Source organism: Nostoc sp. UHCC 0251, from assembly GCF_034932245.1.
GTDB lineage: Bacteria > Cyanobacteriota > Cyanobacteriia > Cyanobacteriales > Nostocaceae > Nostoc.
Window position 1 is genome coordinate 17,670 of sequence record NZ_JAYGHD010000039.1, and the last position, 13,490, is coordinate 31,159.

The 13,490-nt window shown below is 41.5% G+C and carries 12 protein-coding genes; 5 read left to right on the forward strand and 7 right to left on the reverse strand.

The window, feature by feature from the left end:
- The 4 genes from urtB to VB740_RS07595 all read right to left on the reverse strand — a co-directional run bounded on the left by urtB (position 1) and on the right by VB740_RS07595 (position 4,978).
- Positions 1–1,161, reverse strand: a complete 1,161-nt coding sequence (gene urtB / locus VB740_RS07580; protein ID WP_323199430.1) for an urea ABC transporter permease subunit UrtB — start codon at positions 1,159–1,161, stop codon at positions 1–3.
- Positions 1,162–1,366: 205 nt separating this feature from the next.
- Positions 1,367–2,683, reverse strand: a complete 1,317-nt coding sequence (gene urtA, locus VB740_RS07585; RefSeq protein WP_323199431.1) for an urea ABC transporter substrate-binding protein — start codon at positions 2,681–2,683, stop codon at positions 1,367–1,369.
- A 209-nt stretch (positions 2,684–2,892) separates the two neighbouring features.
- On the reverse strand, positions 2,893–4,038 hold the full coding sequence (locus tag VB740_RS07590; protein ID WP_323199432.1) for an FAD-binding oxidoreductase: 1,146 nt from the start codon (positions 4,036–4,038) through the stop codon (positions 2,893–2,895).
- Positions 4,039–4,084: 46 nt separating this feature from the next.
- Complete coding sequence (locus tag VB740_RS07595) at positions 4,085–4,978, reverse strand: isopenicillin N synthase family dioxygenase (protein ID WP_323199433.1); 894 nt, start codon at positions 4,976–4,978, stop codon at positions 4,085–4,087.
- A gap of 76 nt (positions 4,979–5,054) precedes the next feature.
- Between VB740_RS07595 and VB740_RS07600 the strand changes: the two genes are divergently transcribed.
- Complete coding sequence (locus VB740_RS07600) at positions 5,055–5,639, forward strand: Npun_F5749 family FMN-dependent PPOX-type flavoprotein (protein WP_323199434.1); 585 nt, start codon at positions 5,055–5,057, stop codon at positions 5,637–5,639.
- A gap of 210 nt (positions 5,640–5,849) precedes the next feature.
- Here the strand turns inward: VB740_RS07600 and cysE are convergent, their stop codons facing one another.
- From cysE to VB740_RS07615, 3 genes are all read right to left on the reverse strand, one after another.
- Entirely contained in the window at positions 5,850–6,614 is a 765-nt protein-coding gene (gene cysE, locus VB740_RS07605; RefSeq protein WP_323199435.1) for a serine O-acetyltransferase, read from the reverse strand.
- Between the two features lie 217 nt (positions 6,615–6,831).
- On the reverse strand, positions 6,832–7,323 hold the full coding sequence (locus tag VB740_RS07610; RefSeq protein ID WP_323199436.1) for a hypothetical protein: 492 nt from the start codon (positions 7,321–7,323) through the stop codon (positions 6,832–6,834).
- A gap of 390 nt (positions 7,324–7,713) precedes the next feature.
- Positions 7,714–9,372 carry a DUF3352 domain-containing protein gene (locus tag VB740_RS07615; RefSeq protein ID WP_323199437.1) on the reverse strand — a complete coding sequence of 553 codons (1,659 nt, stop codon included), beginning with the start codon at positions 9,370–9,372 and terminating at the stop codon, positions 7,714–7,716.
- A 157-nt stretch (positions 9,373–9,529) separates the two neighbouring features.
- Between VB740_RS07615 and VB740_RS07620 the strand changes: the two genes are divergently transcribed.
- The 4 genes from VB740_RS07620 (at position 9,530) to VB740_RS07635 (ending at position 13,123) form a co-directional block, all read left to right on the forward strand.
- Positions 9,530–9,862: a rhodanese-like domain-containing protein gene (locus VB740_RS07620; RefSeq protein ID WP_323199438.1), complete on the forward strand. Its 333-nt coding sequence runs from the start codon at positions 9,530–9,532 to the stop codon at positions 9,860–9,862.
- 449 nt (positions 9,863–10,311) lie between these two features.
- Positions 10,312–11,484, forward strand: a complete 1,173-nt coding sequence (locus tag VB740_RS07625) for a heat-inducible transcriptional repressor HrcA (RefSeq protein ID WP_323199439.1) — start codon at positions 10,312–10,314, stop codon at positions 11,482–11,484.
- A gap of 113 nt (positions 11,485–11,597) precedes the next feature.
- Positions 11,598–12,275 (forward strand): DUF2834 domain-containing protein, encoded by a 678-nt coding sequence (locus VB740_RS07630; RefSeq protein WP_323199440.1) that lies wholly within the window; start codon positions 11,598–11,600, stop codon positions 12,273–12,275.
- A gap of 194 nt (positions 12,276–12,469) precedes the next feature.
- On the forward strand, positions 12,470–13,123 hold the full coding sequence (locus tag VB740_RS07635) for a hypothetical protein (protein WP_323199442.1): 654 nt from the start codon (positions 12,470–12,472) through the stop codon (positions 13,121–13,123).
- The last annotated feature ends 367 nt before the right edge of the window (positions 13,124–13,490 follow it).

Sequence of the window (13,490 nt, forward strand, 5' to 3'; positions counted from 1 at the left end):
TTAAACATCAACAGTACGCCCCTTCTGAGGAAAAATCCCCCCTGGCTTCCACTGTAAAAATATAATAATCAGCGCAAATACCATCACCTTAGCCATACTCGTCGTCGCAAAAAAAGTAAACAAATCAGCTAAGGGTTTAATAGGACTCAACAATAAAGCCAGAGTCCCAGAACCAATTAAAAAATTAGCCGTACCAATACTCAACGCCGCCACAATCGTACCGACTAAATTGCCCACACCCCCAACGACAACAACCATAAAAGTATCAATAATATAGTTTTGTCCCGTATTTGGTCCTACAGAACCAAGCAAACTAATTGCACATCCAGCGACACCAGCTAAACCAGAACCCAGTGCAAAAGTAATCGCATCAACTTTTTCAGTTGGAATTCCTAAACAAGCACTCATACTCCGGTTTTGCGTCACAGCCCGAATTCTTAAACCCCAGCTAGAACGTTGTAAAAATAAATAAATTCCCGTCACACAAATGATTGTTAAACCAATAATAAACAACCTGGCAAAGGGTAATTGTACACCGCCCAAAGATATACCTGCTTGTAACCAAGTCGGTGCGGTTACATCCACATTTTGAGCGCCAAACCAAGGTTGAGTCACTGCTAGCTGATAAGTTTGACTCAATAAATTGCCCGTTGTGATTGTCACCCCCAGCGATAGTAAAAATATCACCGTCACAATCCAGTTACGAACTCTTCCCAAATCTGTGCGAGAATTTAAAATCCATAAACCTCCAAAAAATAACAGAGAAAATAAACCTATGCCAATTACCAATACCCAATTCACACTGCGAACAAACTGCTGAAAAATTAAACTTACTCCCCAAGTTGCTAATAGAGTTTCTAATGGGCGTCCATAAAGATAACGAATCACGCCTCTTTCTAGAATTAATCCCACAGCAGCCGTAAATATAAATGCAATAATCAAAGCCAAAAATATATAGACTTCAAACCACACTCCACCCAATTGCTTACAGACATTTTGCACAACAAATGTGGCATAAGCGCCGAACATCATCAACTCACCATGCGCCATATTGATGACACCCATCAATCCAAATATAATCGCCAATCCCAATGCGGCAATTAATAATACAGCGCCAATACTAATACCATTAAATACAGCTTCTAAAAATCCTGATAACACTTTTTTCCTCACTACTTATTCGTAATTACCTGTAAAGTGTGTTACGACACCAGCGAATAAACATAGTGGCAATAAATATTTTTACCGTAACCCACTAAGATAAATGGTGCGTTGCGCTTCGCTATAACGCACCCTACAAAGTTAAAATTGACTAATTCTTAATTTGTAATTAATTACGAATTACGAATTACGAATTACGAATTATTTAGGCTTTCTTATATTTACCACCCTTAGCCGGGTCAGTCCAATCACAAGCAAATCCCTTAGTTTCTTTTACAAATTGATTCCAAGGAACTGGCTCAACGGCGTTCGGAGTAGCATAGACAATATCAAACAAACCATCTTGCCTAACTTGACCAATCCGCACAATTTTGGATATGTGATGATTGGCATCCATTGTTACTTTACCTTCGGGTGCATCTAGAGTTTGTCCAGATGCCGCAGCCCGTACTTTCTCTAAATCAGTAGTACCAGCTTTTTCTACTGCTTGCTTCCACAAATAAACGGCGATGTATGCTGCTTCCATTGGGTCATTTGTCACCCGATTTTCACCGTACTCTTTCTTAAAAGCTGCAACAAACTTTTTGTTAGCAGGTGTGTCAACTGTTTGGAAATAGTTCCAAGCTGCGTAGTGACCTTTGAGATACTCTACACCAATTGCTTTGACTTCTTCTTCAGCGATACTTACAGACATTGAAGGATATTTTTCTGGTGTCAATCCAGCCCCTTTCAATTGTTTGAAGAAAGCAACATTGCTATCACCATTTAGAGTGTTATAAATCACGCCACCATTGGGCAAATTTTGCTTGATTTTAGTGATAATTGGTGTAACTTCTGTATTGCCAAGAGGTAAATAATCCTCACCAACTGTTTTCCCACCTAAAGCTTCTAATTGAGCCTTAATAATTGTGTTAGCAGTCCGAGGAAAAACGTAGTCAGAGCCAACTAAAAAGAATTCTTTGCCCTTATTTTTTAACAGCCAATCAACTGATGGTTCAATTTGTTGATTTGGAGCCGCACCAGTGTAGAAAATATTTTTAGAACACTCTTGACCTTCATATTGCACAGGATACCAGAGCATGTGGTTTTTGCTCTCGAATACTGGCTTCACATTCTTGCGGCTAGCAGATGTCCAACAACCAAAAACTACACTAACTTTATCTTGATCGATTAGCTTGGTTGCCTTTTCTCTAAAAGTATCCCAGTTAGAAGCACCATCTTCGGTAACTGCTTCAATTTGTTTACCTAAGATACCGCCGGCAGCGTTAATTTCTTTTATGGCTAATTTTTCAGCATCGACAACGCTTTTTTCACTAATAGCCATTGTGCCACTAAGGGAGTGCAAAATACCTACTTTGATGGTGCCGCCAGCAGTAGCAGCCGCAGGAGTTGCATTAGGAGGCGCGGCTGGACTCTCTGTAGCAGTTGGGGAATTATTCGCGCAAGCCTTTAGAAAAAAGCTGCTTCCGAAAGTTAAAGAACCGTAGAGCAAAAACTTGCGTCTGTTAAATTGTCTTCTCATATCTTGATGAATTTTCCTCTTAATGAATCAGCTAACTTAATAGAAAGCTGACAATATCAAACTTTAAAGTGTGATGATAGTGCGATAGTTTACTAGTAAAAAGTTACATCTTATACAAAATGTCTAATTTTTGTAATAAAAAAATAACTTTATAAAATAAATTTATAATATTAATCTTTGTTAAGCCTAATAATATTGTGAAATTATTGTCAGCGATGAAGAGATAGCTGGATAATAATCTCATCTTTGTTGCCAGATGCAAAATTAGCGAAGCGCTTTGCCAAAGGTGGTATAATCACCAAAGGATTGCTAAACCCAGAAAATAGATGAACGCTCTCAAATCCTGGGATAGTACCAATTAAAGGTAGGCGATCGCTACTAAATGCCACCAAGCAATGATGCCAAATTCCTGGTAAATTCTCCAAAGCTGGCAAGATTTGACCGATACTTCTTCGCAACCATTTTTCACTTTCCTCTGAGTTTACCTTGGCATGAGGATCTGTGAGAACGCGGCTAATTTGACCGATGCGAAAGCTACCATCTTGAAACTGAATCGCACCCGCATCTAAAATTGGCGGTACTGGCTCATTACCTAGTTCATCCCACAATTCATCAGCTTGAGTAGATTCAGCTTCTAGCTGAAATCGTTGCAGATTAGCTGGCATAACTAAGGTGCGTAACTGTACATCTACAGGTGGCGTTTCAATGATTTCTGCGTGGGTAAAATACAGCTTGACGGGAATACCAGCAGATTTTAGTAGTTGGCGGCTGAGTCCACCCGCACAAATGGCAACGTTAGCACTGTGGCAAGTTCCAATGGTCGTTTTTACACCATCTTGCAGTATTTGTAAAACTTGGCTAATCTGCATTTCACCCCCAGCACGCAGAAAGGCTTGGATGTAAGCTTGTGCTGTTTTTCCTGGGTGGATATGACCGTGTTTAACAGTTAAAGCACCAGATATCGCCTCTCGATTTAGCTGCGGTTCCAACTCACAAGCTTCTTGTACACTCAGCAAACGAGGCGGAATGGCAAAATGATTATATGATGCAGCAGTTGCTTCTGCGTCACTATGGGCTGAAATAGTAAGTAATAAATCTAATTCCCGAAACTGGATATCAGCGTCTAACTCTTGAGATAGGATATGGTATCGTGCGATCGCATCTTCGCACAATAGACGAGTTAGTGGTGTAGTACCCGACCAATAAGCAAGTCCACCATAACTATAACGAGTTGCATTCTGTGGTGTGCCGTATTGCTCCAACAAAAGTACAGAAAAGCCAGTTTTTACTAATTCGTATGCCAGTGCAGCACCCGCAATTCCAGCACCAACCACAATCCAGTCGTAGGTTTTCATATTAAATATCTTTCTTAATTACGAATTACGAATTACGAATTACGAATTACGAACTACCATAAGTTGCTTGCAAACGGCTTAAAAGATATTCTCCCGCCAGGATAGGCTGATAAATAGGCGATTGTTCTTTCTGGCAGCTTTCCAGACAAGCTATTTCTGTATCATCATTCGGATGACAGAAAAAAGCGATAGAATAACGGGACTGGTTCACCCTGCGATCGCTGGGAATCATTACTCGATGTTTGGTTGAGCAAAATATATCATTTGTCCACCGTTGCATTAAATCGCCAGTATTAACTACCACAGTATCAGGAATTGCAGGTGCAGCAATCCATTTTCCAGATGCCGTCTGTACTTCCAACCCGCCAACGTCATCTTGGAAAAGTAAAGTAATACTGCCATAATCGGAATGCTCACCAGCACGCACCTGTTCAGTTTTGGGTGGTGTCTGCAATGGGGGATAGTGGAGTAAGCGCAAGGTATGATTTTGTTGATTATGTTTTGTTATAAAAAAATCCTCTGGCAATTCCAAAGCCAAAGCATAAGCTTGTAACACTGTGTTAGCAAGTTCTGTGCAACTATCATAAAAGGCGACAATAGAAGCATCTATTTCTATAGTCGCTTGTTTGTTTACATTAAATGCCTCTTTTAAGTCGCCTGGTTTGTTGGGGTCAAGACGTTCTCTCTCAAGACCAACGTATCCTATATTATTAAACTCATCACTCCAAGCTTGCTTTTGCTTAACTTCTAAGGGTAAATTGAAGAAATATTTGCTGTAAGTGAATACTTGCCTAATTAGGTCTTTTGATATTCCTGAATTCTGCAAGTACATGAAGCCAATCTCATGACAAGCTTGATAGATTTGTTTGATAATATTTTGCCGAGTTATTGTGTCGCCATTGGTAAACGCAATTAAATCTATTATGGGAATTGTAACCATTTATATATAATTAAAAAACTTGTGTTTTTGTTTTGTTAACAGTAGTATACTCAATACTTAGGTACGTAACTTTACGATGACTCTTGCTCCTTGGCGAAGTGCGATCGCTCATGCACTCCATCGCAACCGCAGCCTTGTTTATGCCCGTTACCTCCAACTAGCAACAGTGCAAGCAAACGGTCGCCCCGCTAATCGTACCCTAGTCTTTCGCGGCTTTCTGGAAGATACAAACCAGCTAAAATTTATTACCGATACTCGTAGCGCTAAAGCCGACCAGATACAGCAACAACCTTGGGCTGAAGTTTGCTGGTACTTCCCCAATACACGAGAACAATTCCGAATCACCGGCTGTTTGACTCTGGTAGGTAATGATGATTCGCACCAGGATTTACAGCCAGCACGCATTTCCATTTGGCAAGAATTGAGTGATGCGGCGCGTTTACAGTTTGCTTGGCCTCATCCGGGGAAACCTAGAGTCCTTGAATTGGAAGCATTTGAGCCACCACCACCCGACCCCATGCAACCAGTGCCTAATTTTTGTCTACTGCTACTCGACCCAGTGCAGGTAGACCACTTAGAATTGCGGGGCGAACCACAAAATAGAAGGTTTTATTGCCAAGATGAAAATCAAAAATGGTTTTGTGAAGAAATTAATCCTTAATTTTGTTAGTTAGGAGTTATGAGTTGGAAGATGCAAGGATATTTTTTATTGCTCACTACTCACTCTTAACTCCTAAGAGATTGTTTGAAAAGTTTTTCAGTGTGACTTTAGGCACTTTTAGATCCCACCTAGCCCTGAAAGGGGGAATTTAGAGGGATCTAAAATTTTTGATACCGATAAGAGGACTTTTCAAACATCCTCTAACTTGATTTAAATACCTGCACCATCTAGAAACTCTTGTATTGCCTTATCTTTAAGGCTGCACACAGGAGCATCTTGGGATAAATCAGCTTGGTTAGAAGCTACACAACCTACTAACACAGGAGTTTTGTCAGAAGAGTTGGAACGCTGAAGAGTTTGTATTTGTTCTTCCAGCGCTTCAATCCGGTCAACTAAAGCACGAATTACTTGAGCTTCTGAATCTGGTAAGTTATTGTGTTCAAGAGGTGAAACCCGAACTCCAGAACGATACATGATGCGCCCAGGCACTCCTACCACAGTACAGTCTGAAGGCACATCTCTGAGAACAACAGACCCAGCACCAATACGGACATTATTGCCAATTTGGATATTGCCCAGTACCTTCGCTCCAGCCCCGACTACGACATTTTCGCCCACAGTGGGATGGCGTTTGCCACATTCTTTACCAGTACCTCCAAGGGTGACGCCTTGATAAATTAGGGCATAGTCTCCCACGATCGCAGTTTCACCAATTACTACACCCATCCCGTGGTCGATAAACACACTTTTTCCAATTGCTGCACCAGGGTGGATTTCAATTCCAGTCAAAAATCGAGCCAAGTGAGAAATTAGGCGGGGAAAAAACGGAAGACCAACAATATACAGCCAGTGAGCCAGCCTATGGAATAGCAGGGCTTGCAAACCAGGGTAACAAAATAAAACTTCCAACCAGTTACGGGCAGCTGGGTCACGTTCAAATATGATACGAAAGTCAGCACGCAGTATAGATAGCACGAGATAGCACCCTCGGAAAGCACAACAAGCTACTCTCCCATATTATCGTCTCAGGCGTTACAGCTAAAAATTGAGGATTGGGGATTGGGGATTGGGGATTGAGGATTGAGGATTGGGCATTGGGCATTGGGCATGGTTATTCTCCTTGTCCCCTTGTCCCCCTCATCTCCCCCTGCCTCCCCTGCCTCCCCTGCTCCCTCATCCCCCACTCCTCACTTCACTGCTGCTCAACCTTCAGAGTATAATCGCCCTTAACCCCAGGATTAAATGTACCTACCCAAATCCGATAGGTGCCACTTTTCCATTTGCGATCGCTAACGCTAGCATCTTTACTTTTACCAGTGTCATCGCCGCAACGAATTGTTGTTTTATCTGGCCCTTGGATCAGCAAAGTGGTGTCGTTGCCGTTGCTATCGACTTGTATTGTCATTTTGGAAAAGTCCTTTTCCAAAACCATAATATGATCTGGATTAGGATCGGCAAAGCCAATACAGGCTTTTTGATCGCGATCGCGGTTAATTATGGCAGACAATGAGTAAGAACCACCTGTAAACCCCTGCACTGTTCCTTTTGCTGGATCAAAGTTTGTAGATAGATTGAAAGTACCAAAATTCGCTGTCTCTGCTATTACAGGCGTAGCTGTGATGGCGGTAAGTAAAGCCAACAGCCAACCGCTGCGAAACTGAAGTCGGGGGCGACAGTATTTCATAGTAGCCCTCCAACAGGCTTTTAAATTAGTAGTGATATATACATATTCTAGTTAAAAAAATCCAGTGAAATTTCAGTTGGTTGTGCCACATTAAAATGTGCCACAATAGGGATTTTGTAAAGTAAGCAGGTAATTACTAGGTTGTTTCTTGATCTAAACAGCATACAATTCCCCAACTGATTATTTAGATATGATTACCTCTGTTAGATGCAGGATATTCTCTTTTAAAGAACACCCTCGATGGACAATCTTAGGTCAGCACCCAATAGCTATCCAAAGATTACAACTACAAATAGCAAAGCCTAAATAAAATCTACCTAAATATCATTGGACAAGAAAGTGCAGAAGTTTAAAAACTAACCTTCTACACTTTGAGCTTCTGCGAAAATCTCACGAATTATTGAGTTGGAAGAAAACACTACCTTTGAGTGTTCCTGTGTCAGTTCCATAACTACTGACTGTGAGCGATCGCAGATTATCAAAAAACGGTTTTCCTAAAACTTCCACTAGTTTGAGAATCGGTACTTGGCGCTCCAACAAATTCTGGCTTTTTGTCCAATCAAGATATATATAACCTTGATTTGGTTGGTGAATCGCAGCGATACTATCTTGGAAATTGGTATTTTCAATTAAGGAATTATCCTTAGCTGTGATAACTTCATCCATTGTCTCAAGGTCAGAGGTGAAAATTTCGTAGTTTCCTAAGGTTGTATACGCTCCCTGCACTTTTGTTTCAATGTTGAATGATACTCCGTCTTTCTCACTGTTTTTCTTACTAGCTGTGGTTAACTCTGTCCAAGCGGAAACTTTTTGATTTTCTATGGTGAGGGGACTAATGGTTAGTCCATTAGATGAAGCGATCGCATTTAATCGAGCAACACCTTTTTCTACACTCTCAGATTTTTCTACTATAAAAATCCAACGGGGATTTGCTTGCTCTTGAGGTAACAATGCTATGGCATATTCTCCCTGTACCCAGCTAAAAATATCCTCTGCTAAGTTTATGCCCCAGCGTTTTTGAACATCCACCAAAGGTTTTGCTAATCGAGAAACTACATCTTCCTCAGCACCATATATAGTCGCTGTTGCTTGTCTCCAGAGTTTGGCTAAATCACTGTTACCCAAATTACTCAAATTTGAGCCAGAAATGGCCAAACCTGCCGATGCTGGAACATACTGTAATGCTCCTACAGGTTTAGATAGTGGTGAAGATGGGGAAACAATTTCCGATGAAGTTAGAAAGCTGGTTTCTGCTAGCAAACCTTTGGGGTTCAACGTCAGGGAAATAATTTCGCTGTCATAGGTTTGCTCTGGCAATTCTAAACCTTGCCATTTTGCTACGATGGGAAGATTCAAGAAAGCTACAGCTAATCCCCCTTTAGGGAGTTGTTTTGTCGCTTTTTGGTATTTAGGGGAGCTAGTCAAATTTAGATCGGGCGCTTGGACGTTATTGATGGCGTCTCGCAACACTTTGGGATCGTTGGCAAACAACACAAAGCCTTCACCAACCACAGCACCTGCAAGCAAGTCCTGCTCTGGTTGAGAATTGTCAGAAATTAGCTTTACGCCTTTGTATTGTTCAACAGCTAAGTTTGCCCCACCTAACGCCCGTTTGGAAAACAACAACTCGACAAACTCGCGGCTTTTATCCGGTTGCTTGGTTGCTAGTGCCAACAGATACCCTGGCTGCTGTCCGTTTTCTCGGTCGCGATCAATATCTAAGGTGGTGATAGCTAAGGTAATTTCGTCCCCTAACCAGGGTTGAACGTCTTCTTTGTAATCTATGCCACTCTTGGCGAATAAACTGGTTTTGAGTTTAGATAGTTCTCCTTCACGCTCCAATGCCTGCAAACGGTCAGGATTCGCCAGTAATGAAACCATTACAGGGGAAAGTTTAGACACGAATATGGCTGCATTAGGCTGGGAGCTAGAAGCAATGAGGTTAGCCGGATTTTTGGCGAAAAACCAGTAAAAACTAGCGATCGCAATTACTAGCAGTGCGATCGCACCAGCTACGATAAAACCAATAAATGAGCGTTGCCTATTCACATTAAACCTTTCAAAAAGACGGTTTACAGCCATTTAAGCAGAAAGCCTACCAGAATCTATCAGCCTTCTTGAGAATGGATACTCATGCAAAGGCAGAGATTTTCTGTCACCATAAATAGGATTAGGACTGTTTATCGGGAATTCTTTTAGTCAACCCATGAACCAGATTAGTGTACAAGAACTGGCACAACGTCTTTCTTCTGGCGATGCAAGTATTCAGCTAGTAGATGTACGCGAACCACAAGAATTAGAAATTGCTAGCATTGAGGGCTTTGTCAACCTACCCTTGAGTCAATTTACCGAATGGGGAGATCAAGTTCCTACCCTCTTCAATCCCCAAGCTGAAACCCTTGTACTATGCCACCACGGTATCCGCTCTGCCCAGATGTGCCAGTGGTTAATTGCTCAAGGTTTTACAAATGTGCAAAATATTTCGGGTGGTATTGATGCTTATTCCGTCTTAGTAGACCATTCAATTCCCCAGTATTAGCTTGTGTTTAAGTGCATTACTCAGATGGAAGTTATTCTTCCATCTTGCTTTTGCTATGCTGAAAATAGCAACATATAAATTTAGGGGCTTGCCAGGAAAGCTTGCGACTTTCTCCACTAGCAAAAATATTTGCGAAGCTTTTCGACCCTAATTTTAGCTGCGATCACCGCAGAAATACGTATACAACAATACTTTTCTAAGTGTAGAATTATGCAAAAATAACTCGGAAAAGGATGTTGTAAATTCAAACTCTCAGCTTTGGCTGCAAAAGCCTAGATTCTATTTAAAGCGCACTTTTAAACAGTGGTGTATATGATCCTTAAAATTAATTATCACAATATAGTTGTATAATTTGTTATCTTAATAAATTATTAATATTCATTATTTTCAATCAAATCCAGAAATTTTTCAGACTTTGATTAAAATTTGCCTCTAGCAAAACATACCCTATGGAAGTCCAGTTAACAAATCGACAACAGCATATACTTTGGGCAACTGTACGTCACTACATTGCTACAGCAGAGCCTGTTGGTTCAAAGGCTTTGGTCGAGGAGTACGACCTGGGTGTAAGTTCAGCAACAATTCGCAATGTGATGGGCGTTTTAGAAAAGTCCGGGTTACTCTACCAACCACACGCTTCTGCTGGACGTGTACCCTCAGATTCAGGCTATCGCATTTATGTTGACCAGCTAATTACACCTTCTCTGCGTTCGCGCAGCGTGTCGCAGACAGACGCTACGCGTAGCTTGCTTCCACGTTCGCGCAGCGTCCCGCAGGGAAGTGGTACGGAAACTCTAGGACGAGAAGTAGAGGCGGCATTGCAAAAGCGTCTCCAGTGGGAAGATTGGAGTTTAGAAACCCTACTGCAAGGAGCAGCACAAATTTTAGCAACCTTAAGTGGTTGCATTAGCTTGATTACCATGCCGCAAACTTCTACAGCGCTATTGCGACATCTGCAATTAGTGCAAATTGAAGAGGGGCGGATCATGTTAATTGTTGTTACCGATAGTTATGAGACACATTCCAAGTTAATGGATTTGTCGCCAATACCAGAAGAAACACAACGAGATTCAGAGGTAATCGATCGCGAGTTACAAATTGTTTCAAACTTTTTGAATACCCACTTGCGAGGCCGAAGTCTGTTGGAATTAGCCAAGCTCAACTGGAGCGAACTAGATCAGGAATTCCAACGCTACGGAGAATTCTTAAAAAATTCAGTTGCCGAATTGACTCGTCGCACTCATGCGCCGACTACAACCCAAATTATGGTTCGGGGTGTATCAGAAGTTTTGCGCCAGCCAGAATTTTCCCAGTTACAGCAAGTACAAACAATTATCCACCTGCTGGAAGAAGAACAAGATCAACTATGGCGATTAATATTTGAGGAACCAGAGCTTGAGGATGTGGGTAAGTCAAAGGTAACGGTTCGCATTGGCGCAGAAAATCTTCTAGAACCAATACGCACCTGCACCTTGATTTCTTCCACCTATCGCCGGGGGTCAATACCAGTAGGAAGTGTGGGAGTTTTGGGGCCAACGCGTCTAGATTATGAAAGTGCGATCGCGGTCGTAGCATCTACTGCTGATTACCTCTCAGAAGCTTTCAGTTATTTCAATCCTTAAGTGATGTTTAGGGACAAGCTGCTACGAATCTAGGCAAATGAACAATACCATAGCAGGTAGATAAGTCTAATTTATAGTGGCAAAATCAATAATCAATACTTTTGAACTTTTTCATGGTTAGAAAAACTGCCTTTGGCTTGCTGTGGTTGGGATTCACTACCTATGCTTTTTTCCTCGCTCCTCCTGAGCAACCTGGTACATTCGAGTTAATTAAAAACCTTTCTACTGGACAGTGGCAAGGCGTTAACCCATTAGTCATAGCACTATTCAACCTCATGGGCATCTGGCCTCTCATCTACAGCACAGTAGTGTTTATTGATGGTAGAGGGCAAAAAATACCTGCTTGGCTATTTGCTACTGCCTCTTTCGGAGTTGGGGCATTTGCCTTGTTACCCTATTTAGCCCTTAGAGAACCAAATAATAAGTTTGTCGGTGAAAATAATGCCTTGCTTAAGCTGCTAGATTCTCGTGTGACCGGGGTTATATTGACGGTAGCCACGATTATTCTAGTTGCCTATGGTTTAACAGGAGGAGATTGGGGTAATTTTGTGCAACAGTGGCAAACTAACCGCTTCATCAATGTGATGAGTTTAGATTTCTGTCTACTTTGCCTATTATTTCCAGCTTTGCTAGGAGATGATATGGCGCGTCGTGGTTGGAAAAATCCACAGATGTTCTGGTTAATAGCGTTGATACCGCTATTCGGGCCATTGATTTATTTGTGTGTGCGTCCACCTCTAACAGAAGTTGTTGTAGAAGCAATACCGAGTCAGCAGCCAGCTGCAAATTAAAGCAATTTTTAATTCGTAATTTCAAAGACAGTTTCAGTTGGGGTCTAAATCCTCAATTGAAACAAAAATCACGTATAGATTTACCACTATTTTTAAGCAAACTCAGGGCAGCGTTCTACAAAAAGGGGGATTTAGAGGCAAAAAATACGAATTATAAATTAGTAATTATGTTAAATGCACACTATCTAAAGATGATGAATAGAAAAGTTGCATTGTGGTTACTATGGGTTGGATTTATCGCTTATATTTTACTGTTAGCACCGCCCCTGCATTTACAGCAAACCCTCATGCTGCTGAAAAATATATTTACTCTTCAGTGGCTTGCGATAAATCCGATTATCCTTTCCTTGTTTTCTTTGGTGGGCATCTGGCTACTAATTTACAGTGGTTTGTTGTTCATTGATGGCAGAATGCAACGGGTTCCTTTTTGGCCTTTTGCCTTGGCATCAGTAGGATCAGGAGTGCTTGGTCTGTTACCATATTTGGCTTTTCGTGAACCAAATCAAGAATTTTCTGGACAAAAGGATACTTTTTTACGGCTGCTAGATTCTCGTTTTTTTGGGATTGTTTTGAGTGTAAGCACTGTTGGCTTGCTTGCCTATGCCTTTGCCTTAGGTGATTGGGGAGATTTTGTGCAGCAGTTTCAAAGCGATCGCTTTATTAATGGCATGAGCTTGGCATTTTGCCTTTTCTGTCTTTTATTCCCCACAATCCTTGGCGATGATATCGCTCGTCACCACTGGAATAATCCTCAGGTGTTTTGGACAGTAGCCTTTGTCCCGCTACTCGGCCCACTTGTTTATCTTTGCTTGCGCCCGCCCCTACCATCAACGATTCTTCACGAATAGTTGATACCTAATCGGTAATAAATCTCTTCTATTTATCACCGACGTTCAATGCCAAGAAGAAATATGGAAGTTTTGGGGACAAAGCACCTAGATGAGAAAACCGCGTAGGGTAGCCCGTCGTAGATATTCCTCTCATCGCTACTGTTGATTACGCATAGCCTCCCTTTTATCAGTGAGTTGAGGATGTTCCACTCCAGGTGCGTAAATCCCAAGAGAAAATTTTTTCTCAAAGTACTTTACAAAACGCAATAAATTCTTTAAGATGTGTAACAGGTAGTCAAACCTACCTAATTCATTCACAAATAATCGCATTTATAAAACAATGACAACAACCTTACAGCAGCGCTCAAGCGCCAACGTATGGGAT